22 protein-coding genes and 1 pseudogene are annotated in these 26,462 nt (G+C 72.0%); 9 read left to right on the top strand and 14 right to left on the bottom strand.

The features are described 5' to 3' along the window. Nucleotides 1–111 precede the first annotated feature (111 nt). The gene (locus tag ACGFW5_RS14070) at nucleotides 112–1,254 is read right to left on the bottom strand and encodes a hypothetical protein (RefSeq protein ID WP_393834467.1); all 1,143 of its coding nucleotides are present in this window, start codon (nucleotides 1,252–1,254) and stop codon (nucleotides 112–114) included. Further along, nucleotides 1,251–2,309, bottom strand: coding sequence for a 5-dehydro-4-deoxyglucarate dehydratase (locus ACGFW5_RS14075; protein WP_393834468.1), 1,059 nt, complete (start codon nucleotides 2,307–2,309; stop codon nucleotides 1,251–1,253). Before ACGFW5_RS14075 ends, ACGFW5_RS14070 begins: the two co-directional genes overlap by 4 nt. 350 nt (nucleotides 2,310–2,659) lie before the next feature. On the opposite strand from ACGFW5_RS14075, the gene ACGFW5_RS14080 reads away from it, so the two are divergent. From ACGFW5_RS14080 to ACGFW5_RS14090, 3 genes are all read left to right on the top strand, one after another. Next, complete coding sequence (locus tag ACGFW5_RS14080) at nucleotides 2,660–3,469, top strand: NAD-dependent epimerase/dehydratase family protein (protein WP_393834469.1); 810 nt, start codon at nucleotides 2,660–2,662, stop codon at nucleotides 3,467–3,469. Nucleotides 3,470–3,551: 82 nt separating this feature from the next. Further along, nucleotides 3,552–4,757, top strand: a complete 1,206-nt coding sequence (locus ACGFW5_RS14085) for a TerD family protein (RefSeq protein ID WP_393834470.1) — start codon at nucleotides 3,552–3,554, stop codon at nucleotides 4,755–4,757. Between the two features lie 142 nt (nucleotides 4,758–4,899). Next, entirely contained in the window at nucleotides 4,900–6,126 is a 1,227-nt protein-coding gene (locus tag ACGFW5_RS14090) for a beta-ketoacyl-[acyl-carrier-protein] synthase family protein (protein WP_393834471.1), read from the top strand. Between the two features lie 200 nt (nucleotides 6,127–6,326). Here ACGFW5_RS14090 and ACGFW5_RS14095 read toward each other — a convergent pair whose 3' ends face one another. Then, the gene (locus ACGFW5_RS14095; protein ID WP_393834472.1) at nucleotides 6,327–7,910 is read right to left on the bottom strand and encodes a TROVE domain-containing protein; all 1,584 of its coding nucleotides are present in this window, start codon (nucleotides 7,908–7,910) and stop codon (nucleotides 6,327–6,329) included. Nucleotides 7,911–8,480: 570 nt separating this feature from the next. Further along, a complete protein-coding gene (locus ACGFW5_RS14100; RefSeq protein WP_393834473.1) occupies nucleotides 8,481–9,992 on the bottom strand; it encodes a hypothetical protein in 1,512 nt (503 codons plus the stop codon). Nucleotides 9,993–10,320: 328 nt separating this feature from the next. On the opposite strand from ACGFW5_RS14100, the gene ACGFW5_RS14105 reads away from it, so the two are divergent. From ACGFW5_RS14105 to dapA, 4 genes are all read left to right on the top strand, one after another. Beyond that, nucleotides 10,321–12,156, top strand: coding sequence for an endonuclease/exonuclease/phosphatase family protein (locus ACGFW5_RS14105; RefSeq protein WP_393834474.1), 1,836 nt, complete (start codon nucleotides 10,321–10,323; stop codon nucleotides 12,154–12,156). Nucleotides 12,157–12,276: 120 nt separating this feature from the next. Continuing rightward, entirely contained in the window at nucleotides 12,277–12,507 is a 231-nt protein-coding gene (locus ACGFW5_RS14110; protein WP_393834475.1) for a hypothetical protein, read from the top strand. A 114-nt stretch (nucleotides 12,508–12,621) separates the two neighbouring features. Beyond that, complete coding sequence (locus ACGFW5_RS14115; RefSeq protein ID WP_393834476.1) at nucleotides 12,622–14,166, top strand: N,N-dimethylformamidase beta subunit family domain-containing protein; 1,545 nt, start codon at nucleotides 12,622–12,624, stop codon at nucleotides 14,164–14,166. A gap of 163 nt (nucleotides 14,167–14,329) precedes the next feature. After that, a complete protein-coding gene (dapA, locus tag ACGFW5_RS14120; RefSeq protein WP_393834477.1) occupies nucleotides 14,330–15,223 on the top strand; it encodes a 4-hydroxy-tetrahydrodipicolinate synthase in 894 nt (297 codons plus the stop codon). 808 nt (nucleotides 15,224–16,031) lie between these two features. Here the strand turns inward: dapA and dapD are convergent. Both dapD and ACGFW5_RS14130 read right to left on the bottom strand, forming a co-directional pair. Then, nucleotides 16,032–17,027 carry a 2,3,4,5-tetrahydropyridine-2,6-dicarboxylate N-succinyltransferase gene (gene dapD, locus ACGFW5_RS14125; RefSeq protein ID WP_393834478.1) on the bottom strand — a complete coding sequence of 332 codons (996 nt, stop codon included), beginning with the start codon at nucleotides 17,025–17,027 and terminating at the stop codon, nucleotides 16,032–16,034. Between the two features lie 225 nt (nucleotides 17,028–17,252). Then, nucleotides 17,253–17,975, bottom strand: coding sequence for a GntR family transcriptional regulator (locus ACGFW5_RS14130; protein WP_393834479.1), 723 nt, complete (start codon nucleotides 17,973–17,975; stop codon nucleotides 17,253–17,255). 175 nt (nucleotides 17,976–18,150) lie between these two features. Between ACGFW5_RS14130 and ACGFW5_RS14135 the strand changes: the two genes are divergently transcribed. Continuing rightward, nucleotides 18,151–18,336: a hypothetical protein gene (locus ACGFW5_RS14135; protein WP_393834480.1), complete on the top strand. Its 186-nt coding sequence runs from the start codon at nucleotides 18,151–18,153 to the stop codon at nucleotides 18,334–18,336. 170 nt (nucleotides 18,337–18,506) lie between these two features. Here the strand turns inward: ACGFW5_RS14135 and ACGFW5_RS14140 are convergent, their stop codons facing one another. Together ACGFW5_RS14140 and ACGFW5_RS14145 are read right to left on the bottom strand one after the other, a co-directional pair. After that, nucleotides 18,507–19,901 carry a hypothetical protein gene (locus tag ACGFW5_RS14140; RefSeq protein ID WP_393834481.1) on the bottom strand — a complete coding sequence of 465 codons (1,395 nt, stop codon included), beginning with the start codon at nucleotides 19,899–19,901 and terminating at the stop codon, nucleotides 18,507–18,509. Nucleotides 19,902–19,992: 91 nt separating this feature from the next. Continuing rightward, nucleotides 19,993–20,374, bottom strand: a pseudogene (locus ACGFW5_RS14145) (VOC family protein). Here ACGFW5_RS14145 and ACGFW5_RS14150 point away from each other — a divergent pair. Beyond that, the gene (locus ACGFW5_RS14150) at nucleotides 20,315–21,976 is read left to right on the top strand and encodes a hypothetical protein (protein WP_393834482.1); all 1,662 of its coding nucleotides are present in this window, start codon (nucleotides 20,315–20,317) and stop codon (nucleotides 21,974–21,976) included. The pseudogene ACGFW5_RS14145 and the gene ACGFW5_RS14150 overlap by 60 nt on opposite strands. A 75-nt stretch (nucleotides 21,977–22,051) precedes the next feature. Here ACGFW5_RS14150 and ACGFW5_RS14155 read toward each other — a convergent pair whose 3' ends face one another. The 6 genes from ACGFW5_RS14155 to sufD are packed head-to-tail and all read right to left on the bottom strand — an operon-like array spanning nucleotide 22,052 to nucleotide 26,403. Next, the gene (locus tag ACGFW5_RS14155; protein WP_393834483.1) at nucleotides 22,052–22,390 is read right to left on the bottom strand and encodes a metal-sulfur cluster assembly factor; all 339 of its coding nucleotides are present in this window, start codon (nucleotides 22,388–22,390) and stop codon (nucleotides 22,052–22,054) included. Next, entirely contained in the window at nucleotides 22,387–22,851 is a 465-nt protein-coding gene (gene sufU / locus ACGFW5_RS14160; RefSeq protein WP_393834484.1) for a Fe-S cluster assembly sulfur transfer protein SufU, read from the bottom strand. The genes ACGFW5_RS14155 and sufU overlap by 4 nt, the downstream gene beginning before the upstream one ends. Nucleotides 22,852–22,861: 10 nt before the next feature. Next, entirely contained in the window at nucleotides 22,862–24,136 is a 1,275-nt protein-coding gene (locus tag ACGFW5_RS14165) for a cysteine desulfurase (RefSeq protein WP_393834485.1), read from the bottom strand. Then, complete coding sequence (gene sufC, locus ACGFW5_RS14170; protein WP_393834486.1) at nucleotides 24,133–24,897, bottom strand: Fe-S cluster assembly ATPase SufC; 765 nt, start codon at nucleotides 24,895–24,897, stop codon at nucleotides 24,133–24,135. Before sufC ends, ACGFW5_RS14165 begins: the two co-directional genes overlap by 4 nt. A gap of 7 nt (nucleotides 24,898–24,904) precedes the next feature. After that, the gene (locus ACGFW5_RS14175) at nucleotides 24,905–25,222 is read right to left on the bottom strand and encodes a bifunctional 3-phenylpropionate/cinnamic acid dioxygenase ferredoxin subunit (RefSeq protein WP_393834487.1); all 318 of its coding nucleotides are present in this window, start codon (nucleotides 25,220–25,222) and stop codon (nucleotides 24,905–24,907) included. Further along, on the bottom strand, nucleotides 25,222–26,403 hold the full coding sequence (sufD, locus tag ACGFW5_RS14180; RefSeq protein WP_393834488.1) for a Fe-S cluster assembly protein SufD: 1,182 nt from the start codon (nucleotides 26,401–26,403) through the stop codon (nucleotides 25,222–25,224). Before sufD ends, ACGFW5_RS14175 begins: the two co-directional genes overlap by 1 nt. Nucleotides 26,404–26,462: the final 59 nt, after the last annotated feature.

Below are 26,462 nucleotides of genomic sequence, written 5' to 3' on the forward strand. Positions count from 1 at the left end.
CATCGCAAGGCGCCGGAACGTCGTGATAGCGGAGCTATCGGGGCGTTTCGGCAACGCCGCGAGGTGCCGTGCCAGGCGCCGCACCCCCGGCCCTGATCCACCAGACACCCCCTAGGTCAGCGCGTCTGAGTTTCGCAGCTGTGCGAGATCCGCGTCGGACGCCAACCCCGCGTGGTACAGGCGCAGTTCGGTCGCCCCCAGCTCCGCCGCCCGCGCCGCCTCGTCCGCCAGTGCCTCCGGTCGGCCCCCCATCCCCGACACCACCGTGAGGTTCGCCGCGAGTACGGCCGCCCGGGCACCGCACGCCGCGAAGGGGCGCAACAGCTCCGGCCCGCCCGCGCAGGGCACCACCACCCCGTCGGCCACGCCGAGAACGTGCTTGGGGTCGACGCCCACGTTCGCCCCGCACCGCTCCGGACGCGGATCCGCGTGCAGCAGCACCTGGAACCCCGCGTGGGCGCGTCCTCGTACCGCCGAGACGGCCGACTCCTGGAGCTCACGGGCGGCGCGCCTGCGGAAGGACAGGGTCGCGGCGAACAGGTCCGCGCCCGGATGCGCCACCGGCCCCCCGCGCCACACCGGCTCCAGCGCCCGCCGCACGCGGGTGCGCAACTCCTCGGCCCCCAGGCCGGTTTCGGCATAGCCCTGCGCGCAGGAGCCGCAGAAGCACAGCGACATCAGATACTGCGCGGTGTCGTCGAGCGCCAAGCCCGCGATCTTGTCGTGCGCGTGCGGATGCGCGAGCCCGTACCAGCCGCAGGATTCCAGTTCCGTACCGGACGCGCCCGGGCGCACCGCGGCCTCGGCCGCCAGGGCGACGAGGTACGCGCGGACGTGGGGCTGGGCTATGCACGGCGCCCAGGGGTAGCGGTCGCCGTACGCGTTGACCACCGAGGTCTCGGGGCGCTCCGTGCCGAGCCGGGAGTTGTGGGCGAGCACCACCCAGGAGTGGACGTCGAGCCCCGCGGCGGCCAGCGCGTCGGCGGCCCGGCCGAAGGCGTCGCCGGGCGCCCAGGGGCCGGGCGGGTACGGCCTCAACTCACGTCTGCGCCAGAACAGTTCGTCCGGCGGGTACAGCAGCGCGGTGTACTCGGCCGTGACGACGCGGTGGCGCGGGTGGCGCGGTGTCAGGGCGCGGGTGGAGTGGTAGGCGGAGGCGAGGGTCACCTGGCGGACGCCGAGGTCCGCGATGCGGGACGGTGCGTCCGGGTCGCCCGTGACGTCCCAGGGGTAGAGGAACGCGGACGCCTTCACGCGCCCGCCCCGTCCGTCTGCGAGCCGTTCCGGCCCGGCCCACTCCGGCCCGGCCCGCTCGGGCGTGGGCCGCCCCCGTCGACGCCGGGCGCGGGCGAACCGTCTTCCTTTTTCACGGTCCCGTCCGCCGCCAGCAGGGCCCGGCCCCGCTCGATGAGCGCGGCCAGCTGCTTGACGTGGGCGGCGTCGGGTTCGCTCAGCGGCGGCCGGACCTCGCCGACGTCCAGACCTCCGAGCCGCACCCCCGCCTTGACCAGCGAAACGGCATACCCGCGGCCCAGGTTGCGCAGCTCCACGAGCGGCACGAAGAAGCCGTCGAGGAGGCGGTTGGCCGTGGCGTCGTCGCCCGATTCCAGGGCGCGGTGGAAGGCCAGAGCGATGTCGGGGGCGAAGCAGAAGACGGCGGAGGAGTAGCGGGTGATGCCGATGCCGCGATAGGCGAGGCCGGTGAGTTCGGCGGTGGGAAGCCCGTTGAAGTACAGCGGGTCGAGGCCCGCCGAGCGTACGGCGCTGACGATGCGCTGCATCAGATCGAGGTCGCCGAGGCCGTCCTTGAAGCCGATGACGCCGTCCACGCGGGCGAGCGCGACCGCCGTTTTGGGGGTGAGGACCGCGTTGTCGCGCTGGTAGACGATGATGTCGAGCCGGGTGGCCGCGGCGAGTTCGGTGTAGTGGTCGAGCAGGCCCGCCTGGTCGGTGACGACGAGGTAGGGAGGCATCGCGAGCAGCCCGTCGGCGCCTGCCTCCTCGGCGAGCCGGGCGTACTGGACGGCAAGGGCGGTGCCGTATCCGGCGCCGGCCACCACGGGGACGCGCCCCGCGCTCTCCTCGACGGCCGCGGCGACGCACGCCCGGAACTCCTGGGGGGTCAGGGCATGGAACTCCCCCGTCCCGCAGCACGCGAACACCGCGGCCGCTCCGGCCTCGATCCCCTGCCTCACGTGCGCGCGGAAGACATCGAGGTCGAGGCTGCCGTCCGGCCCGTACGCGGTCACGGGGAAGAACAGCGGTCCGCTGACGTGAGCGAGACGGGCGGCTAGCGGGGCTGAGGTCACGGGCTGCTCCCTGGGCAAGAACCGTCGTGCACAATTCTGACTGTCGTCCATACTCTTGAACACGACCACGCTAGGTCAGCACCGTGGCGGCGGTCAAGCCGAACAACCCCGGGGCGCGGGCGAATTGCACGCCTCCGCGCGCCACTTGACGCGGTTCGCCCCCGCTCCCTAGCGTGTCCACGCATGTGAACCGTGTCCATGGATGCATGGCCGTGCGCGTGCATGCCGTACGCGTGCATGCCGTACGCGTGCATGCCATACGCGCGCATCGCCGTATGGCTCCCCGCACCCCCGCACCCCCGCTCCCCGCACCGCCACCCGCGCCCCGCCCCCCATCCCAAGGAGAGCCCATGCCCGCACCCCGCACCGTCCTGCTCACCGGCGCCGCCGGCGGGCTCGGCACCCTGATGCGCGGGCTCCTCCCGGCGTACGGATACCGGCTGCGGCTCCTGGACATGGCGCCGATCCCCGGCGAGCCGGACGCGATCACCGCCGATCTGGCGGACAAGGACGCGCTGCGCGCGGCCGTGCGCGGGGCCGACGCCGTCCTGCACCTCGCGGGGATCTCGCTCGAAGCCTCCTTCGACAAGATCCTTCGGGCCAACATCGAAGGCACCTACAACCTCTACGAAGCCGCGCGCGCGGAAGGGGTGCGTCGGATCGTGTTCGCCTCCTCCAACCACGCGGTGGGGTTCACGCCCCGCCCGCAGGGCGCCGACCCGCTCGTGCCGGTCGCCACCGCGCACCGCCCCGACACGTTCTACGGCCTGTCCAAGGCCTTCGGAGAAGACCTCGCGCAGTTCTACTGGGACAAGCACGGCCTGGAGACCGTCTCGGTCCGCATCGGTTCCTGCTTCGCCGAGCCCACATCCGTACGCATGCTGTCGATCTGGCTGAGCCCCGGCGACGGGGCACGGCTCTTCCACGCCGCGCTCACGGCCGAGCGGGTCGGGCACAGCGTGGTGTACGGATCCTCGGCCAACACCCGTTTGTGGTGGGACCTTTCCTCGGCGCGGGCGCTCGGCTACGAGCCGCAGGACGACTCCGAGCGGTACGCCGCCGAGCTCGTCGCCGAGCAGGGCGAACTCGACCCGGACAGGCCCGAGCACGCCCGCCTCGGCGGCCACTTCGTCACCGACCCGCCGATCTGGCCGCACTGACCGGGTCCCGCACGCGGAACCCGGCGCCGACATTCGGCCGAGGTTCAAGGAACCGCAAAGCGGTGCCGCTCGTTTCCGGGGCATGACCGCAATGACCCCCGGCTCGAACCTCCCGCTCCCGACCGCCCGCGTGACGGTGGACGTCGCCGCCCCCGTGCGGCTCGACGTCTCGGGCCTGCTGCTCACCGCCGACGGCAAGGTGCGCTCGGACGACGACTTCATCTTCTACAACCAGCCGCAGGGCCCCGGTGTCAGCCACCGCCCCGGAGGCGGCACCGCGCCCGACGCGATCACCGTGGACACGTCGGCCGTGCCGCCGGGCATCGAGAAGATCGTGGTGACCGCGAGTCCGGATGCGGCGGGCCAGACCTTCCAGGGCATCGAGCCCACCGCCACCCTGCGCAACGGCGACGACGGCAGCGTGATCGCCTCCTTCACCCCGCCGCGGCTCGGCTCGGAGACGGCCCTGGTGGTCATGGAGATCTATCTGCGCGGCGGCGCCTGGAAGGCCCGCGCGGTGGGCCAGGGGTACGCCAACGGGCTGGCCGGGATCGCGACGGACTTCGGCGTCTCGGTGGAGGAGCCCGCCGCCACGACGCCCCCCGCGGCACCCCCCATGCCGTCCGCCCCGCCCGCCGACCCGCGCCTTGCCGCACCTGCGCCGGCCCCCGCGGCACCGGCAGCCCCCGCCCCCACCCCTGCGGGCAGCGGGAAGATCAACCTGGACAAGGGCCGCGTCAGCCTCCAGAAGAACCAGACGGTCTCGCTGGTCAAGGGCGGCCGTCCGCTGCTCTCCCGGGTCAAGATGGGGCTCGGCTGGGAGCCCGCCTTCCGCGGCAAGGACATCGACCTGGACGCATCGGTGATCGCCTACGGCCCGCAGCGCAACCACCTGGACACGTGCTACTTCGGCAAGCTCTCCATCCTGAACGGCGCCATCAAGCACTCCGGCGACAACCTGACGGGCGAGGGCGCGGGTGACGACGAGGTGATCGTGGTCGACCTCGGCCGCATCCCCGCCGAGGCCACCGGCCTGGTCTTCACCGTCAACTCCTTCTCGGGCCAGAAGTTCAACGAGGTCGCCAAGGCATACTGCCGGCTGATCGACGCGGCGAGCGGCGAGGAGCTGGTGCGCTTCGACCTGACGGGAGCGGAGCCGCAGACCGGGGTGATCATGGCGAAGTTGATCAAGCAGTTTTCCGGGGAGTGGGAGATGACCGGGGTCGGCGCCTTCGTGAAGTCCCGCACGGCGCGCGGCATGGTCAAGCCCTCGGCCGAGGCCCTGTAGCCCACCCGTCCCGGCCGGGCCGCCGCGTCCCACGCCCGGCCCAGGGCACCGGGAGCACTGTGGGATCTCCACAACACCCCCCGGACAAATCGCTGCGTCCCCGCCATCCCCGCGAGCCACCCCCGGCTGGCAGGGTCGAAGCATGAGCGATCTTGGAGAAGTACGAGAAGTACTCGTCACCGGGCTCGGCGCGATCACCCCGCTCGGCGCGGACGCGGCCACGACCTGGGCGGGCATGCTGGCGGGCACATCCGGGGCCGGCCCCATCGAGGAGGAGTGGGGGGCCGGGCTGCCGGTACGGGTGGCCGCCGGGCTGCCCATCGACCCGGTCTCCCTGCTCGACCGGGTCGAGGCCCGCAAACTTGATCGGTGTGAACAACTGGCGATGATCGGCTCGCGCGAGGCGTGGCGGGACGCGGGCGCCCCACAGGTCGCGCCGGAGCGGCTTGCCGTGGTGATCGGCACCGGCACCGGGGGCGTGCTGAGCACCCTGGGCCAGGACGACACGTTCGAGAAGAGCGGCGCCCGGCGGCTCTCCCCGTACGCCGTGCCGATGCTCATGCCGAACGGGCCGGCCGCCTGGGTGTCCATGGAACTCGGCGCGCAGGGCGGCGCCCGCACCCCGGTCAGTGCCTGCGCCTCCGGTGCGGAGGCGATCGCGATGGGCCTCGACCTGATCCGCGCGGGCCGGGCCGATGTGGTGGTGGCGGGCGGCACCGAGGCCTGTCTGCATCCGTTCACGATCGCCGCGTTCGCCCAGATGAAGGCGCTGTCCACCGCGGACGGGGACCCGCAGGCGGTGTCGCGTCCGTTCGATGTGGACCGCAGCGGTTTCGTGATGGGCGAGGGCGCGGGTGTACTCGTCCTGGAGCGGGCGGAGTTCGCGCGGGCCCGGCGGGCCCGGGTGTACGGCTCGGTCGCCGGGGCGGCCGTCACGTCCAGCGCGGACCACATCACCGCCTCGGACGTGGCGGGCCAGGTCCGTGCGATCGAATCGGCGCTGCGGGACGCCGAGTTGAGCGGTCCTGACATCGGCGTGGTGCACGCCCATGCCACCTCCACCCCCTCGGGCGACCTCGCCGAGGCACAGGCGGTGGCCAAGGCGCTCGGCACACGTCCCGTGGTCACGGCCACCAAGTCGATGACCGGTCACATGCTGGGCGCATCCGGAGCGGTGGGCGCGATCGCGGCGCTGCTGGCCCTGCGGGACGGCACGGTGCCGGCCACACGGAACCTGGACCGGCTCGACCCGGAGGTCACCCTCGACGTGGTCGCGGGAGAGAACCGCACGGGGTCCTGGGACGCCGCACTGGCCAATTCCTTCGGGTTCGGCGGACACAATGTGAGCCTGGTACTGACGCGGGCCTGAGGACCGGGCGGCCCTCAGCACCGCCCGGCCATGAGCCCCGGACCCGGGCGGCCCTCAGACCCCGATCGGCCCCGGCCCCGGGATGGCGGGAGCCGTCGCACGCATCAGCGGCGCAGCCACGGCCAGGTGACCGAGGCATCGCGCTCATCAGCCGCGCAGCCACGGCCAGGCGCCCCCAGGTGACCGAGGCATCGCACGCATCAGCCCCGCAGCCACGGCCAGGTGGCCGAGCGGCCCGCCTCAAGCAGCGGCACCATGCGGAACGCCGCGTCCGTGAGGCCCGCGAAGACGTGACGGTTGGCCTGGCCCGACGGGCCGTGCCCCGCCCGGTACCCCGCGAGGTTCCAGGTGTAGACCGGCACGTTCTCCGGGATCTGCTCCGTCGGGCCTCCGCTCCAGTGGCCCGTGGTCTGCTCGTCCGTCACGATCAGCACCCGGTCATGGCCCCGGTAGTGCCTGCGGACCGCTTCGGTGGTGTTGGTGCCGCCCAGGTCACCGAAGCGCCCGAGGATCTTCAGGACGGACTCGCCGGCCCGGTACGCCACCTCGGCGCTGCCCGAGCCGAACTGCACGAGGTCTGCCGCGCCGGCCCGCAGCGCGAGCGCAGTGCCGAAGATCGCGGCGGCGTCGGCCCGGTTGAGCTTCGAACGCTCCGACAGCGGCGACCACATCGAGCCGGACCGGTCGACCAGGATCAGCGTGCGGCCACCGAGCGCGGGCACGTTGGCCAGCGAGTGACCGAGCGCCCGCTCCAGTGCGTACGCCCAGCGCAGCGACGGCGCGTGCTGGTACGCGGCGAGGTAGCGGAACGGGAACTGGCGGGAGGCCGCGACGACTTCGGGGTCGGAGAGCTTCGCCGCCACCCGCGCCGCCACCTCGTCCGAGACGCCCGCCTCGTCGAAGTTGCGCAGGTTGCGCATCAGCGCCATCGGGCCCATCGACGGGATGACGGCTTCCCAGGCCGCCCTGTCCATCGGCCCCTGGAGCCAGCCGGCCAGCGCCTCCCAGGTCAGACCCGCGGCGGCGAGCCGGTCGGACCCGTCGGGTGCGAGCACGACCGCCCGGCGCTCCTCGACCGGGAGCGCCATCAGCGCCCGGTGCGCGTTCAGCACCCGGTCGCCGGCCGGCGGCCGCGCCGTGTCGGGGTGGTGCCGGCGATCGAGTGCGTACCGGAACAGTTCGCCCTGCCACGGCTTGGCCGGGTCGGGCGAGGCGTGCACCAGGTTGAGGATGTCGCCGAAGCGGTACCCTTTGGACGCCGTGTCGTACTTGAGCAGCGACTTGCCGCTGTAGAGGCGGCGTACGGCGTCGGCGATCCCCCGCTTCACGGGCTTGGGCACGTTGCGGCCGTACGTCGCGGTCCAGTATCCGAGCATTTCGCCGGGCTCGTCGGGGCGCAGCAGCACCGAGGCGACGACGTGCCGGTTGGCGGGCCCGTCCTCGGCGCCCGCGTCGAGGCGCGCCTTGACGTACTCGGCGGCGCCGACGATCGAGGCGGTACGCATTCCGCCCTCGCCGCGCAGCCAGCCGAGCAGCCCCGCGGTCCACTCGGCATCCTCGACGGCGAGCCGGCGCACGAGCGTGGCGAAACGGTCGTCGCGGTCGTCGCCGCTCTCGTAAAAGGTCTGCTGGGCAACGAAGTTGGCGACGGCGAGCAGGAAGAGCTCCGACTTGGCGTCCCGCAGCCGGCCGAGACCGCCCTCATGGGTGCTGGCGACGGCGCCGGTGGTCGCCACCGGGGACGAGACGGGCGCCTTGGCGGCGCGCGTGTTGAATCGAGCCATGGTGAATGGCCTCCCGAGATCAAAGTCGGCAACGGCGATTTCGTGGAAGAAGGAGCCGTGGCCTGCGCACCGGGAGGTGCACGAGCGAATGAAGTGTGGGTGTCCAGAGATCAGGGCGGCGGAACCGACAGTTGGTGCTCTGCCCCTGAGCTACACCGGCACGAATGCCGCCGGCGGGATTCGAACCCGCGACCTCCCCGTTAGCAGTGGAAGTAGGTCCTGCCTGCGCACCTGGACAAGAACGACCATAGGCGCGGGGGCCGACGGCACGCCAGGTATTTTCCCGGGCCCGCGCGCGCAGACGTCGGCTCGGGTCCATCCCCCTCCCCAACTGGGCGCCGGGCAGCGGCGGTTCGGAGCGCTGACGGAGCGTCGGACGCGCCGCCGCCCGGCAGCCGTGCGGCCGCCGGGCGGGGTCGGAGCGAGCAGGATCGGAGGGGGCAGGCGCGGGCGGGGTCGGGCGTGGGTGGAGCCCGGGTGGGCCGGGCTCGGGTGGATGGCAGGTGGCCGGGCTCGGGAGGATGGCGGGTGGGCCCTCGGGAGGGGGTGGGGTCAGGGGCCGCGGGTGGGTCAGGCGCGGGAGCGGGCCTTGAAGGCGGCCTTGCGGGCCTCCTTGGCGGTGGCCTTGTCCGGGTGCAGCCGTCCCATCGCCTCCAGGACGTCGGCGGTCGCGGGGTGGTCCACCCGCCAGGCCGCGTCGAAGAACCCGCTGTGCCGGCCGACCAGGCCCTCGACGAGGTCTTGCAGCTCCTCCAGGTCGCCCTCCACCGCCAGTTGTGCGGCGATGGTGTCAACGGCCAGCCAGAAGATCATGGTCTCGGCGGGCGGCGGCACGTCGGGGGCGCCGCGCTCGGCGAGCCAGACCCGGGCGAGGCCGCCGAGTTCGGGGTCGGGCAGCACCTCGCGCACGGCCGGCTCCGCGGAGGCGCCGGTCAGGGCGAGCGCCTGCTGGCAGTGCAGCCGGCGCAGCGGCCCGCCCGCGTCGGCACCCCGCGCCGCGGCCAGCAACTCCCTTGCCGCGTCGGCCGGTTCACGGCGGGCCAGCCACTGCTCGGTCTCGGCGCGCGCCGACAGCTCGGGGAAGTAGGCGATGCCGTCGAGCAGCGCGTCCGCGCCCTTGGCCGCCAGGTCGCCGACGGCCGGTGCGTCCACGCCCGCGTCCAGCATCCGGGCGCGTACGCCGTAGAGGCCGAGGGGGGTCAGCCGGACCATTCCGTAGCGGGAGACGTCCTCGTCCTCGACCGGCGGCGCGGGCTCGTCGCCCACCTCGGCCATCAGCGCCTCGTCGACGGGCTCGTACTCGACCAGACCGATCGGCTCCAGGAGCCGGAACTGGTCGTCGAGGCGCATCATCGCGTCGGAGACCTGCTCCAGGATGTCGTCGGTCGGCTCGCCCATGTCGTCCGGGACGATCATCGAGGCGGCGAGCGCGGGCAGCGGCACGGGCCCTTCGGAGGTGCCGGCCTCGCTGACGGTCAGCAGATACAGATTGCCGAGGACGCCCTCAAGGAACTCGGCCTCTTCCTCCGGGTCCCACTCCAGGCGCTCGAAGTCGATCTCGCCGTCCTCGCCGACCAGGTCCGCGAAATCGTCGATCATCGGGGCGGTGGCGTCGGCGAAGACCACATCGAAGGCGTCGGCCCAGATCGCGAGGACGTCCTGGGGCGAGCCCGAGGTGAGCACGGCGAGGTTGTCGCCGGCCCGGGCCGTGCCCAGGGCGTCCTCGTCCTCGTTCTGGTCCTTGCCCTGGTCCTTGCCTTGGTCCTTCTGGCCCGCCGCGTCGTCCGCCTCGTCCGCCTCGTCCGCGTCCTCGATGTCGACCAGGCCGGTGTCGACCGCGACCCGCCAGGCCTCGCTCGCGTACGCGGGGCCGTCCTGGTCGTCGGCCAGGCCGAGTTCGGCGGCGGCCGCGGGCAGTTGCTCCTCGACGAGTTCACCGCCGGCGCCGACCCTGGTTTCGGGTCCGGCCCAGCGGGCGAGCCGCACCGCGCGGGCGAGCAGCGGGGCGGACAGCGCGTCCCGCGCCAGCTCCGCCTCGGAGTTCAGCCGTACCGGCGGCAGGGTGGGGCGGTCTCCGGACATCTGGGGGTACTCCTCGGCCGTACGGTCTGGGCGCTCCGGTCGCGCCGGGTCAGCGCTGGATGAGCGGCACCCAGCGTAGACGTATTTCAGCGGGTTTCGTTGCGCCGGCCGTGCGCACCCGTCGCCGGCCCCCGCGCCCCGCGGCTCGTTCCCGCCCCCGGCGGTCCACCCCGGGGGCGCTCCGCACCCCACCCGCGGAGGTTCATGTGCCTGTCGGTTTTCCGACACCCGGCGACTCTTGACAACTCCCCACCCCAGACAAGAGATTGACGCGCGTAGAACTGCACCGCCGCACGCACCTCCTCCCTCATCACACCGGAGTACCTGAATGCCCGTTCCCAGAACCGCCGCCGTGTCCGCCGTGGTCGCCGCAGCGCTCGCGGCCGGCCTGGTCTGCGCCGCCTCCTCGCAGGCCGCGCCCGCCGTACCCGTGCAGGCGAAGATCCACGACATCCAGGGCACCACCCGGATATCCCCGCTGGCGGGTCAGCAGGTCACCGGTGTGACCGGCGTCGTCACCGGTGTGCGCGCCTACGGCTCCTCGAAGGGCTTCTGGTTCCAGGACACCGCGCCCGACAAGAACCCCGCCACCAGTGAGGGCGTCTTCGTCTTCACCGGCTCGAACCCGACGGTCGCGGTGGGCGACGCGGTGGAGGTCTCCGCCACCGTCAGCGAGTTCGTTCCCGGTGGCCTGTCCTCGGGCAACCAGTCGGTGACCGAGCTCTCCAAGCCGACCGTCACGGTCGTCTCCTCGGGCAACGCCGTGCCCGCCCCCGTCGTGATCACCTCGCGCTCGGTGCCGGACCGCTACACGCCGAACGGCGACCCGGCCGCCGGCAACAGCGTCAACGCCCTGACCCTCCAGCCGAAGAAGTACGCAACGGACTACTACGAGTCCCTTGAGGGCATGAACGTCCGCATCGGCACCTCGCGGGTCGTCGGCGCCACGGACCCGTACTCCGAGCTGTGGGTCACGGTGAAGCCGCAGGAGAACCGCACTGCGCGCGGCGGCTCGCTGTACTCCTCGTACAACGACCAGAACACCGGCCGTCTCCAGATCCAGAGCCTGATCCCGACCGCTCAGCAGGCCTTCCCCACCGCGAACGTGGGCGACACCCTGACCGGGACCACCGAGGGCCCGCTGGACTTCAACCAGTTCGGCGGCTACACCCTCACCGCGCGCACGCTCGGCACGGTCAAGGACAACGGCCTCAAGCGCGAGGTCACCCGCAAGCAGCGCACCGGCGAGCTGGCGGTGGCCACGTACAACGTGGAGAACCTGGACCCGAGCGACCCGCAGTCGAAGTTCGACGCGCTGGCGCAGGGCGTGGTGACCAACCTCGCCTCGCCGGACATCGTGGCCCTGGAGGAGATCCAGGACAACAACGGCGCGAAGAACGACGGCACGGTGGACGCATCGGCGACCGTCAAGAAGTTCACGGACGCGATCGTCGCGGCGGGCGGCCCCGCCTACCAGTGGCGTTCCATCGACCCGGAGAACAACAAGGACGGCGGCGAGCCCGGCGGCAACATCCGCCAGGGCTTCCTGTTCAACCCGGCAAGGGTCTCCTTCACCGACCGTGCCGGAGGCGACTACAAGACCGCCGTCGCCGTCACGGGCGCCAAGGGTCACCCGGCCCTGACCCTCTCCCCCGGCCGTATCGACCCCGCCAACCCGGCGTGGGAGGACAGCCGCAAGCCGCTGGCCGGCGAGTTCGTGTTCAAGGGCAGGACGGTCTTCGTGATCGCCAACCACTTCGCGTCGAAGGGCGGCGACGAGGGCCTGGTCTCGCAGCACCAGCCGGTGCCGCGCTCCTCGGAGGCCAAGCGGCTCCAGCAGGCGCAGGCCGTCAACGCCTTCGTCAAGCAGCTGCTCGCGGTAGACAAGCACGCGGACGTGCTGGCCGTCGGCGACATCAACGACTTCGACTTCTCGGGCACGACCAAGGCCCTGGAGGACGGCGGCGCGCTGCGCTCGGCCTACCGCACGCTGCCGAAGAAGGAGCGTTACTCCTACGTCTACCAGGGCAACACCCAGGTCCTCGACCAGGTCCTGACCAGCCCGGCGATCCGCGGCTTCGCCTACGACAGCGTGCACATCAACGCGGAGTTCGCCAACCAGACGAGCGACCACGACCCGCAGATCATCCGCTTCCACCCGTAGCGGTGCCGGCCCGGGCCGGGGCGGGCACGCCCCTTCCCGGCCGGGCCCACCGACTGCCGTCGGCCGGGGCGGCGGCGTGCCACCTCGACCGGCCGGGGCTCAGTCGGCCCGGGTGGCGGCGTGCCACCTCGACCGGCCGGGGCTCGGTCGGCCTCGCGGTCGCGGATCGCGGCCACGGCCCGCCCGAGCAGCGACCGCAGCAACTCCGTCGAGCGCGTGGACGCCGACCCGACGGGCGCGTTCTTCGACGTCCTGACCAGGCGGTACGGCCTGGAGTACAAGGCGCCCGTGGGCGACGCCGAGGACCGCGTGGTCCTGGTGGTACGCCCGGAGCGCACCACGCGCCAGTGACTCCGGGCAGCCGGGACCCGGGTCCGGGAAGGACACCCGGCCGGCGCACACTGGACCCTCCAGGGGCCCGACGCGAGACCCTTCGGGCACCCACCGGCAGAGCGGAGTTGTGCGATGGACCGCACGGCATTCAGTCGCAGGGCCTTCCTCGCCGCGGCAGGGGCGGCCGCCGCGGCGGGCTGCGCACCCGGTGACGGTCCGGACGCCAGGACCACCGACCCGCACTCCTCGGGCCCGAAGCCGCCCGCGAAGGAGAACGACCGCCCGGGCGACGCGAGTTGGCGGCTCACGAAGCGCGGCGCCGAGCACGAGGTAGAGGGGTACGCGGACCGTACGAGTGTCGCGTCGGGCGACACCTTCCGCCTCCATGTGCACACCACCGCGCCGACGTTCCACGCCGAGGCGTTCCGGATGGGCTGGTACGGGGGCGCGCTGGCCCGCAAGGTGTGGGAGTCGGGATCGCTGCCCGGCATCCGGCAGCCCGCGGCGCAGGTCGCGCCGGACACCTACACGGTGACGGCCAACTGGACGCCCGGCCCCGAGATCACCACCAGCAACTGGCCCGAGGGCTCCTACCTGATCCGCCTCACCGCCGACAGCGGCGGCCAGCGCCATGTCCCGATCACCGTCCGATCGGCCACCACCAGGGGCCGGGTGGTGATCGTCAACGCGGTCGCGACATGGCAGGCGTACAACGAATGGGGCGGCCACAGCCTCTACAACGGGCCGACCGGCGACGACGCGGACCGCGCACGCGCGGTGAGCTGCGACCGCCCCTACGACCAGAACGGCGACGGCCTGTTCCTCACGTACGAGCAGCCGGTCGTCGCGCTGGCGGAGAAACTGGGCCTGGAACCGGCGTACGTCACGAACATGGACCTGGACCGGGACCCGCATCTGCTGGACGGGGCGAGCGCCGTGCTGTCCCTGGGCCACGACGAATACTGGACCCAGGCGATGCGCGACCGGGTCACGGCCGTGCGCGACCGGGGCACGAACATAGCCTTCCTCGGCGCGAACGCCTGTTTCCGCCGCATACGCCTGGAGAAGACGCCCCTGGGTGACCGGCGCCTGATCGTCTGCTACAAGAACGACTGGCCCAAGGACCCGGGCCGCCGCGAGGGCGAGCCCCCGACCACCAACTTCCGCGAGCCTCCGCACGCCCAGCCGGAGAACTCCCTGACCGGCACGCTGTACGAGTCGAACCCGACCACCGCCGACTATGTGGTCACCTCGCCCGGCCACTGGCTGTTCGAGGGCACGGGCGTCACCCAGGGCGCGAAGTTCCCCGGCCTGGTGGGCACGGAGTACGACCGGGCGAACGGAATCGGGACGACGCCGCGCCCGATGGAGGTCATATCCCACTCGCCCCTGACCTGCCGGGGCGTCCACTCCTTCGCCAACTCGGCGTATTACACGGTGAGTTCGGGGGCCGGGGTCTTCAACACGGGGACGATGCGGTGGGTGCAGTCGACGGTGGGCGCGGGCGGGCACGGCATCGACGGGACGACGGCGAGGTTCACGTCGCGGGTCACGGAGAACCTGCTGCGGGTCTTCGCGGCGGGCCCGGCGGGGCGCACGCACCCGGCGAAGGACAACCTGGATTCCTTCCACCCGTACGCGGGGGATCCGACGTGGTCGAAACGGAACCTGTGGTGACCGCGCCCCCGGTGCGACCGGCCCGGTCGGGGCGCCATCCAGCACCACCCAACACCACCCCACAACACTTAGCACCATCCAGCACCATCCATTAAGCAGAGCTTATGCCGCCCCCCACCAAACCTAAGTAGACGTTGACGGTCGGTGGCGGGGAGACTGCCGCATGACCTCACTCCTTCGCCCCCTCCCCTCCCACCGCCCGTTCGGCCGGGCACTGTGCGCCATGGTCACGCCGTTCACGCGGTCTCTCGCGCTCGACCTCGACGCCGCACGGAAGCTGGCGCGCCACCTGGCTGACAACGGGTGCGACGGTCTGGTCCTGAACGGCACGACCGGGGAGTCGCCGACGACCTCCGACGAGGAGAAGACCGCGCTGGTACGGGCCGTGGCCGAGGAGGTCGGCGACCGTGCGGTGGTGGTGGCCGGGGTGGGCAGCGCGTCGACCGCCCACACCGTGACGCTGGCCCGGGCGGCCGAACAGGCGGGCGCGGACGGCCTGTTGGTGGTGACCCCGTACTACAGCAGACCGCCGCAGGACGCCCTTGAGGCCCACTTCCGTACGGTCGCCGACAGCACCGCGCTCCCGGTGATGCTGTACGACATCCCGGGCCGCACGGGTACGCGGATCGAGGTCGACACGATGCTGCGGCTCGCGGAGCACGAGCGGATCGTGGCGGTGAAGGACTGCGCGTACGACCTGCTGGGCTCGACCAAGGTCATGGGCCGTACGTCGCTTGCGTACTACTCGGGGTGCGAGGAGCTGAACCTCCCGCTGTACGCGGTGGGCGGAGCGGGGTACGTGAGCACGGTGGCGAACGTGGCGCCGCGCGCGATGCGGGCGGTCCTGGACGCGTACGACGCCGCCGCCCCGGCCGAGGCGGCCCGCCTCAACCAACTGGCCCTGCCCCTGACGGAGTTGATGATGGCAGCGGGTCTGCCGGGTGCGGTCACGGCGAAGGCGCTGCTGGGCTACCCGGTGAGGGGGCCACTGCGGGCGGCGCCCGAGGCGGAGGCGTCTCGCCTGCGGGCGGCACTTGAGACTGCGCGCGCCACGTAACCGTCCCAGCCGGGCCGCCCCACGCCGCCCAGACCCAGCCCCGGGCTGGGGTTGCGGGGCGGATTGCGCAGTTCCCCGCGCCCCTGGGAGGCGACCCATTCGGCGGGGCCCGCCGCCGCCAGGCGATCCGTTCGGCTGCGGGCCGTGCGGGGCCGGTGGCGCAGTTCCCCGCGCCCCTGGGAGGCGATCCGTTCGGCGGGCCCGTCACCACGCGATCCGTTCGGCTGCGGGCCGTGCGGGGCCGGTCGCGCAGTTCCCCGCGCCCCTGGGGAGGTGATCCCGCCCCGGGCGGATGGCGACAGGCGCCCCATTCGCGGGACCCGCCACCACGCGATCCGTTCGACTGCGGACCGTGCGGGGCTGGTCGCGCAGTTCCCCGCGCCCCTGGGGAGGTGGCGTTCGCGGCGTGGCGTGCGCGAGCCGGACCGCGCGACGGGGGTGCAGGGGGCGGAGCCCCCGGGGGGGGTCCGGGGCGCAGCCCCGGGGGGCAACCTTCCCGGCATCCGTCACGGGCGGGTGGGTGGGACAACCCGCGGGGTCCGGGGCGCAGCCCCGGGGGACAACCTTCCCGGCATCCGTCACGGGCGGGCGGGTGGGACAACCCCCGGGGTCCGGGGCGCAGCCCCGGGGGGCAACCTTCCCGGCATCCGTCACGGGCGGGCGGGTGGGACAACGCCCGGGGTCCGGGGCGCAGCCCCGGGGGGGGCAACCTTCCCGGCATCTGCCACGGGCGGGCGGGTGGGACAACCCCCGGGGGTGACCGTTCCGCATCCGTCACGGGCCGGCGGGCGGGAAAACACCCCAACGGCTAGTTGTGGGCGTGCAGCACCTCGTTCAACCCACCCCACACCGCATTGTTCGGCCGAGCCTCAACCGCCCCCGTCACCGAGTTCCGCCGGAACAGAATGTTGGACGCCCCCGACAGCTCCCGCGCCTTGACGATCTGCCCGTCCGGCATCGTCACGCGCGTACCGGCGGTGACGTACAGGCCCGCCTCGACGACGCACTCGTCGCCGAGCGCGATGCCCACCCCGGCCTCGGCCCCCACGAGGCACCGCTCGCCGATGACGATGCGGACGTTGCCGCCGCCGGACAGCGTGCCCATCGTGGACGCGCCGCCGCCGATGTCGGAGCCGTCCCCGATGACGACGCCGGCCGAGATGCGGCCCTCGACCATGGACGTGCCGAGCGTGCCCGCGTTGAAGTTCACGAAGCCCTCGTGCATGACGGTGGTGCCTTCGGCGAGGTGCGCGCCCAGGCGCACCCGGTCGGCGTCGGCGATGCGTACGCCCTTGGGTGCGACGTAGTCCGTCATGCGGGGGAACTTGTCGACGGACGTCACCTGGAGGTGCAGCCCCTCGGCGCGGGCGTTGAGCCGGACGGTCTCCACGTCGTCGACCGCGACCGGGCCGAGCGAGGTCCAGGCCACGTTCGCGAGCACTCCGAAGAGGCCGTCGAGGTTGAGGCCGTGCGGCTTGACGAGCCGGTGCGAGAGGAGGTGCAGCCGCAGGTAGGCGTCGTGCGCGTCCAGGGGCTTGTCGTCGATCGAGGCGATGACCGTACGGACGGCGACGACCTCGACCCCGCGGCGCTCGTCGGCGCCGACGGCGTTGAGCGCACCCGCGCCGAGCAGTTCGGCGGCGCGCTCGGCGGAAAGCCGCTCGGTGCCGGCCGGGCCGGGCTCGGCGACGGTCACGAGCTCGGGGGCGGGGAACCAGGTGTCCAGGATGGTGCCGTCGGCGGCGATGGTGGCGAGTCCGGCGGCCGCGGCGCCGGTCGAAGCAGGAGCAGTCGTGTCGGTCATGACCCAAAACCTAACCGGCCACGGCCCGCCGGAGCGAACCGGTCTCATGTGACGGGCCCGCATACGCCCCGGTCGGCGCCCCGGACAGCCACCGCGCCCCGCGCCCCGGGCGCCGTCCGCCCCGACAGCCGACACCGGTGGCGCGCTGCCCCACGCCATCGCCGTGGCTCGCCTCCATGGCCCTCGGGGCTCCCCGCGGCGACTCGGGGGTCCGCGGCACCAGGCTCAGGGCGTGTACTCGTAGCCGACCGTGAACCGCGACGGCAGGCACCACTCCCCGTACTCGATGACCCCCTCGGCGTCGGACCACCGGTGGACGCCCGCCAGCACAGGAGCCCCGACCGGGAGGCCCAGGGCGCTTGCCTCGCGGGCGTCGGCCTCGCGGGCATGCATGTCGTCCCTGGCATGCGTGATGGTGCGCCTCGTCGCTTCCAGGACCCGGGCGGTGAGCCCGTGGTTCCGGCCCGGCGACGTGTTGAGCAGATCCGGCACCAGAGCGGCGAACGGGGCCGGATACCAGGTCACGGCGAACACGGTACGAGCCCTGCCGCGCCCGGCGAGCCATTCGCGCCGGACCGCCTGGTCCCCGGCCGCAAGGTCCAGGATGTCCGCGACGTACAGCGGAGGCTTGACCAGTTCTGCCGCGGTCACCCGGGACGTCTCCCCCACGGCGAGAAAGCTCTTGACCCGCTGGACGCGCTCCAACCGGTCCTTCGGCGTCAGGGTCCACACGGGGGTGTCCTCCACGAACGTGCCGCGCGGGGTGGCCCTGATGTACCCCTCCACCTGGAGTGCTTGCAGTGCGCGCGACACCGTGGCCGCAGCCGTCTGCCAGCTGCCCGCGATCTCCCGGTTGGTCGGGAGCTTGGCCCCCGGTTCGAGTTCCCCGGACATGATCCGTTCGCGGAAGTGGTCGGCGATCTTCGCAAACGTCTTCTCTCCGGGCATCTGCCGTTCCCCTCATGGGAGTTGAGCACTCCTGGCGCTCGGCACACTAGTGCACTGACCACCCTTGTCGAGTGCTTCCAACACTCCGGAGACTGAACTAGTACACAGACGAGTGGGCAACGACGGGAGCGGCACCATGTTCGCGATCCAACCGCCAGGGAACGGCTGCTGCTCCATGGCGCCCGACGCAGCGCCGGTCCAGGGCACGGAAGGGTGCGGACCGTGCTCCGTCCTCAGCGCGCAGCTCCGGCACGCCGTACAGGAACGGGACCAGTCGGCCGAGGTCGATGCGCGGGTGCGGATCAGGCGGCACATGCGCCAGGACCACGGCACGGAACTCCCGCTCCCGTCGCACCCGTAACGAGCAGGCCCCCCAGGGGAACGGACTGCCGGGCATGCCGCACGGCCGTGGCCTGCACGCCCGTACAGATCGCACTGCCATGCTCCAAGCCGGCCCTCCGGGCGCCTGCGCCCCCGCTGCCCGTGCGCCGCGTACCCGGGGCCGGGCAGCGCGACCCCGTCGATGCCGGATCAGCCGGTCACCGTGAACCAGGTGGCCCGGGACTTCTTCCACTCGGCGTGGGTGAGGTCCTTGGCCTCGGTGCCGTCGCCGTACAGGTCGGCGGAACCGTCGTCGGTGATGAACTGGGCGCGTGCGCCCGCCTGGTCGAGGTCGGGCACGTCCACCACGGCCTCCCAGCCGCCCGGGTCGCTGGTCGGCAGGTCGGCCCGCTTGACGGGGGTGTGTCCGGCGACGCCGTCCCAGGAGTAGACCGCGTACGGGTCGGAGTTGTCGTCCGCGGCCCACGAACCGGCGACGATCAGGTACTGGTCGGCGGCGTTCTTGCGGATGTCGCGGATGCTGAGGCCGCCGAGGTCGAGCTGGATGGCGGCGCCGAAGACCGGCTGGGCGCCGCCGGCCACCACCTTGTCGAAGTTGGTGACCGGCACGATCAGGGCCTTGCCGCCGTCGGCCGGGGGCACCAGCGGCGCCCGGAACCCGATGTACGCGGTGCTGGTGGAGCCCGGCGCGAACTCCAGGCCCTCCACGTTGAACCCGTCGATCTGCTTGGGCACCTGCCCGTCGGCGGTCGCGGCGGCGAACCCGAAACGGTCCCCGTTGGCGTGGTCCCAGGCGACCAGGGACTCCCGCAGTTTCTTGTACGAGCCGCCAAGCGAGAGCTGGGTGGAGGCACCCGAGCCGGTGACGGTGGTGGTGAAGACGGTGTCGCGGTCCGCCTTGTACTCGCCGTCCTTGTTGTTGCCGAGCGAGCCCGTCCAGTAGATCGTGTTGCCGACGCGGGCGGCGCCCTCGATGTCGATCTCCTTGGAGACGCCGAGCTTCGAGCTGAAGTCCCAGGTCCGCACGGGCGCGCCGGAGGCCGAACGGTCGTACAGGCGCAGCGTGTTGGACTCGTCGTCGGCGACGACGGCATACCCGCCGCCCACGTCCACGGCCGCCGATGCGTCGCTGGAGCCGGTGAAGTAGCGGGTGCCTGTGGCGTTCTGCACGGCGGCGGACGCGGCGTAGTGCAGCGTCTTGGTGGCGCTCTTGCCGCCGAGGCCGGTCACCTTGACGGTGAGGTCCGTGTACCCACGGGCGTGCGCGGTGACGGCCAGCCGGCGGCTGCCGCCGCTCCCGGTGACGCCGACGTCCCCGGTCCCGGCCACCGCGCTCCTGCTGCTGGCGGACGCGGCCACGGTGAGCGCCGAGGCGTCGGCCCCGCTCTGTGCGACGGTCACCGTGACCACGGGGTCGCCGGTGGCCCCGACGGCCCCGGAGAGGTAGGACGCCGACAGCGCGATGGTGGGCGTGCCGTAACTCGCGGCCTGCGCGGGGGCGTTGGCGCCCAGCACGGCCAACGTGAGAACGCCGGACGCGGCCGCGAGGGCCCTGGCACGGCGGAGCGGAGGGTGATGGGGCACGGGGTCGGCCTCTCGTCGGCGGGCTGTCGTCGAGTAGGTTGCGGTCGCTTCGCCAAGCGCAGGCATACACGATCGGTACGGCGGGCGAACGTCAGCCGATCAGGCTGCGCTTGGGCCGCAACACACAGAACTCGTTCCCCTCGGGATCCGCGAGCACCACGAAGGTGGCGCCCTCGCCCTGCCCCGCGTCCACCTTGCGCGCCCCGAGCCCGATGATCCGCTCGATCTCGGCACCCTGGTCGTCGTCGCTCGACCTCGGCACCCTGGTCGTCGGCGTTGAGGTCGATGCGCAGCCGGTTCTTGACGCTCTTGCGCTCGGGCACCGCGAGGAAGCACATCCCCGGATACGCTGTCTCGTCCGCCCCGATGACGATCTCCTGCGGGTCCTCGAACAGGACCTTCCAGTCCAGGACTTGACACCGGAACCGCGCGAGGGCGGGCAGTTCGTGAGCGTCTACGACGAGGTGGTCCATGGAAACGGCCGTACGCGCAGTGTGCGCCGCCCGGTGAGCCCCCGCGCGCGCACGGATCGCGAACCCGAGAACCCCGAGAACCCCGAAGCCCCCGCGGCTTCCGAGGCCGCCGAAGCCCCCGAGGACACGGCAGGCCTCGTCGTGCGCCGCCTGTGCGGCCTCGCCCTCAACCCCGCGGCCCCCGAGGACGTGCTGCTGCGGCTGCTCGCCTCGGGACCCGTCGAGGTGCGCAAGGCCCTGTGCCGGGACCGCCGGCTGCCCGCGGCGGTGGTGGACGCCGCGGCATCCCACCCGGACTGGCGCGCCCGGGCCGCCTTCGCGGCCAATCCGCATGTCGACGTGGCCGAGCGACTGCGACTCGTGGACGACCCCGACTGGCGGGTGCGCGCCCATCTCGCCGACGGGCCGGCCACGCCCCTCGGCGGCACCGTCGACCGGCTTCCCGACTGGGCCGCGGCCCGCATGATCACCACGTACGAGAACGACTGCCTCGCGGACTACCGCTTCCCCTCGCGGTTCTCGCCCGAGTTCCGCGCCTCGCTGCTCACTCACCCGGAGCCGAAGATCCGTGCCTACGGGGCCGCCACGTCGGACTGGGCCGCCCTTTTTGACGGGGAGCGGGCCGCCCTGCTCGACGACCCCGCCGAGGTGGTGCGCGCGCAGGCTCTCTCGACGAAGGGCCTGTACGACTTCGAGCGCGATCCCGCCCGCGTGGAGGCGGACCTGCCGTCGCACGCCTGCCACTACCGAAGCCATCTCCTGCTGTACGGCGCCCTGAGCCGCTCGGTCATCGCGTCGGTGCTCACCGCCCCGGCGCGGCCCGACGAACGGTCCGCCATCGCGCGCAACCCCACCCTCCCCGCCGACATCGTCGCCCAGCTCGCCGTCCACCCCGACGCGGTGGTGCGCCAACACATCGCCCTGCGGGCCGATGTGACACTGCCTCAGATCGAAGCCCTGGGCAAAGACCCCGACCCGTCCGTGCGGCTCGCCGCCTCGCAGCACCCGGCCCTGTCGGAAAAGGAGCGGGCCGCCATCGACTACGAGGTGAGCCAGGATGGCCCGTTCCGCACGGCGGTGACCCCGGCGCCGCCCCGGGACCCCGGGCAGCTACGTGCCCTGGCACACTCCGGCCATCCCCTGCTGCGCCGCCGCGCGGCCATGGCCGAACACCTCCCCCCGGACCTGGTCGCCGGGCTCCTTGGCGACCCCGACCTCGGTGTGCGTGTGCTGCTGGCCCAACACCAGCCGGGCGTCCCGCCCTCGCTGCTGCTGCGCTGCTTCCTCACCTACAGCGGCCCGGGCCGCGCGTGCCTGCTGGAGCGGCCCGGCTTCCCGACGTACGGGCTCGCCCGGTACGCGAACCACCCCGACCCGGCCGTGCGGGCCCTCGCCGCGCGCGACCCGGAGCTGGACGCCCGCGCGAGCGACCGGCTCACCCGCGACGCGGACACGGAGGTACGGGAGGCCGGTGCCCGCCATCCGAACCTGCCGCTCTCCCGCCTGATGGAGCTGCTCGACGACAAGGAGCTCGCCCACGCGGCGGCCGCCAACCCCGCACTGCCCGTGGCGATGATGCGGCAGCGGGCCGAGGCGAGATAGCACGCGAAGGGGCCCTCGGCACCATTCGGTGCGGAGGGCCCCTCCGGGCGGACCGGCTCTGCCGGCGAGCAGGGCTCAGACGTTGAAGCCCAGCGCGCGCAACTGCTCGCGGCCGTCGTCGGTGATCTTGTCCGGGCCCCACGGCGGCATCCAGACCCAGTTGATCTTCAGCTCGTTGGCGATGCCGTCGGTCGCGGCCTTCGCCTGGTCCTCGATCACATCGGTCAGCGGGCAGGCCGCCGACGTCAGGGTCATGTCCAGCGTGACGACGTTGGAGTCGTCGACGTGGATGCCGTAAATGAGGCCGAGGTTGACGACGTCGATGCCCAGCTCGGGGTCGACGACGTCGTACAGCGCCTCGCGGATCTCTTCTTCGGTCGCCGGCTTGATCGCCGCCTGTGCGTTCTCGGTCATGCCGTCTTCCTTTCGGCGACGTCGCCCAGAGCCTGGGCCGTCGCGTCCTTCCACGCCATCCAGCTCAGCAGAGCACACTTCACGCGGGCGGGGTACTTGGAGACGCCGGCGAAGGCCACCGCGTCCTCAAGAATCTCCTCCATCGTGTCGTCGGGCTCCAGCTGGCCCTTGGACTGCATCAGCTCCAGGAAGGCCTCCTGGATCCGCTGGGCATCGGCCAGGTCCTTGCCGACCAGCAGGTCGTTGAGGACCGAGGCGCTGGCCTGGCTGATGGAGCAGCCCTGGCCCTCGTACGAGACGTCCTCGATGCGCGAACCGTCGTACTTCACCCGCAGGGTGATCTCGTCGCCGCACGTCGGGTTCACGTGGTGCACCTCGGCGTCACCGTCCCGCAAGCCCCGGCCGTGCGGGTGCTTGTAGTGGTCCAGGATGACGTCCTGGTACATCGAATCCAGCTTCACGTGTCGACTCCTAGCCGAAGAAGTTTCGTACGTGCTCCAGGCCGTCCACCAGGGCGTCGACCTCGGCGGGCGTGGAGTACAGATAGAAAGACGCTCGCGTGGTCGCGGGAATTCCGTAGCGCAGGCAGACCGGGCGCGCGCAGTGGTGGCCCACGCGGACCGCGATGCCCTCCTCGTCGAGGACCTGGCCCACGTCGTGCGGGTGGATGTCGCCCAGCGTGAAGGAGATCGCCGCGCCGCGGTCCTCGGCCGTGGTGGGGCCGATGATCCGCAGGTCGGGCACCTCAAGGAGGCGCCTGACCGCGTACTCGGTGATCGCGTGCTCATGCGCGGCGATCTTGTCCATGCCGATCGCGGAGAGGTAGTCCACGGCCGCGCCCAGGCCCACGGCCTGCGCGATCGGGGGCGTGCCCGCCTCGAACTTGTGCGGCGCGGGAGCGTAGGTGGAGGAGTGCATCGAGACCGTCTCGATCATCTCGCCGCCGCCCAGGAACGGCGGCAGGTCCTCCAGGAGTTCCTGGCGGCCCCACAGGACGCCGATGCCGGTCGGGCCGCACATCTTGTGGCCGGTGAAGGCCACGAAGTCGGCCTGGAGCGCCTGCACGTCGAGCGGCATGTGCGGGGCGGCCTGCGAGGCGTCGATGCAGACCAGCGCGCCGACCTGCTGCGCGCGGCGCACGATCGCCTCGACCGGGTTCTGCGTGCCGAGCAGGTTGGAGACCAGCGTGAAGGAGACGATCTTCGTCTTCTCGGTGATGATCTCGTCGATGTTCGACAGGTCGAGCCGGCCGTCGTCGCTCAGACCGAACCACTTCAGCTTCGCGCCGGTGCGCTGCGCGAGCAGCTGCCACGGCACGATGTTGGAGTGGTGCTCCATCTCCGTGATGACGATCTCGGTCTCGTTGTCCACGCGGTAGGGCTCGTCGGCCCAGCCCAGCATGTTGGCGACGAGGTTCAGCGACTCCGAGGCGTTCTTGGTGAAGATGACCTCGTCGCGGCTCGGCGCGTTGATGAAGCGGGCGACCTTGTCACGGGCGCCCTCGTACAGCGCCGTGGCCTCCTCGGCGACCAGGTACACGCCACGGTGCACATTGGCGTTGTGCTGCTCGTAGTACTCGTTGAGCGCGTCGAGCACCTGGCGCGGCTTCTGCGAGGTCGCAGCGCTGTCGAGGTAGACGATCTTCTTCCCGTCGTGGACCACGCGGTCCAGCAAGGGGAAGTCCTTGCGGATCGCCTCGTCGAGTAGTTGAGATGTCCCCGTGAGGAGGCCCGGCAGCAATGTCACTCGGAAGCGCCGCCCTTCGTGTACGACTCGTAGCCCTCGGCTTCGAGCTTGTCGGCGAGCTCCGCGCCGCCGGACTCGACGATGCGGCCACCCGCGAAGACGTGGACGTAGTCGGGCTTGATGTAGCGCAGGATGCGCGTGTAGTGGGTCACCAGGAGGGTGCCGACCTCGCCGTTCTCACGGACGCGGTTGATGCCCTCGGAGACCTGGCGCAGCGCGTCGACGTCGAGGCCGGAGTCCGTCTCGTCGAGGATCGCGATCTTCGGCTTCAGGAGCTCCAGCTGAAGGATCTCGTGGCGCTTCTTCTCGCCGCCGGAGAAGCCCTCGTTGACGTTGCGCTCGGCGAAGGCCGGGTCCATCTGGAGCTGCTCCATCGCGGACTTGACCTCCTTCACCCAGGTGCGCAGCTTGGGCGCCTCGCCGCGGATCGCGGTGGCCGAGGTGCGCAGGAAGTTGGAGACCGAGACGCCGGGGACCTCGACGGGGTACTGCATGGCGAGGAACACGCCGGCGCGGGCGCGCTCGTCGACGGACATCTCCAGGACGTCCTCGCCGTCGAGGGTGACGGTGCCGCTGGTGATCGTGTACTTGGGGTGCCCGGCCAGCGAGTACGCCAGGGTGGACTTGCCGGAGCCGTTGGGGCCCATGATGGCGTGGGTCTCGCCCTGCTTCACGGTCAGGTCGACGCCCTTGAGGATCTCCCGGGGGCCGTTCTCGGCTTCCACGGAGACGTGCAGGTCGCGGATTTCAAGCGTTGCCATGGGGACTTCAGTTCTCCTGGGATACGGAGACGAGCACATCGTCCCCTTCGATCTTTACGGGATATACGGGGACGGGGCGCGTCGCGGGGAGGCCGGACGGCTTGCCGGTGCGCAGGTCGAAGCTCGAACCGTGCAGCCAGCACTCGATGGCGCAGTCCTCGACCTCGCCCTCGGAGAGGGAGACGTTCGCGTGCGAGCAGATGTCGTTGATCGCGAACACCTCGCCCTCGGTGTGGACGAGGGACACCGGCGTGCCGTCGATCTCCACCCGCTTGGGGGTGTCGCTCTCCAGCTCGCTCAGCGCGCAGACTTTGACGAAGGCCATCAGACGGACGCCTCCAGCTCCGTCTCGATCTTGGCGAGCAGGCGCTCCTCGACGTCCGGCAGACCGATCTGCTGGACGAGCTCCGCGAAGAAGCCGCGCACGACCAGGCGGCGGGCCTCCATCGGCGGGATGCCGCGGGACATCAGGTAGAAGAGCTGCTCGTCGTCGAAGCGGCCGGTGGCCGAGGCGTGACCGGCGCCGGCGATCTCGCCGGTCTCGATCTCCAGGTTCGGCACGGAGTCGACCCGGGCGCCGTCGGTCAGAACCAGGTTGCGGTTCATCTCGTAGGTGTCCGTGCCCTCGGCCGAAGCCTGGATGAGGACGTCGCCGATCCACACGGCGTGCGCGTCCTCGCCCTGGAGGGCGCCCTTGTACACGGCGTTGGACTTGCAGTGCGGGGTGTTGTGGTCGACCAGGAGGCGGTGCTCCTGGTGCTGCCCGTGGTCGGTGAAGTACAGACCGAACAGCTCGGCCTCGCCGCCGGTGCCCGCGTAGGCGACCCGCGGGTGCAGACGTACGAGGTCGCCGCCGAAGGTGACCACGAACGACTTGAAGGTGGCGTCGCGGCCGATCAGAGCGTTGTGCTGGGCGACGTGGACGGCCTTGTCGTCCCAGTCCTGGACGGAGACGACGGTCAGCTTGGCGCCGTCGCCCAGGAGGTAGTCGACGTTGGCGGCGAGCACCGCGTCACCGGTGTGGTCGATGACCACGACGGCTTCGGCGAACGCGCCGAGCTCGATGACCTGGTGGCCGTAGGCCACGCCGCCCTCGCCGTGCACGGCGATCCGGATCGGCTCGGTGAGCACCGTGTCCTTGGGGACACTCACGACACCGGCCTGCTCGAAGGACGAGTACGCCTGGGCCGCGACGCGGTCCACCGGCGCTCCGGCCCTGCCGAGGCGGGCGTCGTCGCGCCCGACCCTCTCCACGGTGACGCCCTCGGGCGCGTCCACGGTGACCTTCAGGGCCTCGCCGGTGGCGACGGCGGTGCCGTCGTGCAGCCCGCGCAGCCGCTCAAGCGGCGTGAACCGCCACTCCTCCTCGCGGCCGTGCGGGACCGGGAAGTCACCGACGTCGAAGGACGGAGGGGCGCTCATGCGGGTGGCGACGGTCGACTCGGCGGCCACCGCGATGGAGCCGGCGGTGGTGGAGCCCACCGGGATATTCGTAGCCTCAGCCATGGCTGTCGTAGTGCTCTCTTCCTGAATCAGAATCTGCTCAACTGCCGGACGGGGAACGG

Source organism: Streptomyces sp. NPDC048416, from assembly GCF_043200435.1.
Taxonomy (GTDB): Bacteria; Actinomycetota; Actinomycetes; order Streptomycetales; family Streptomycetaceae; genus Streptomyces.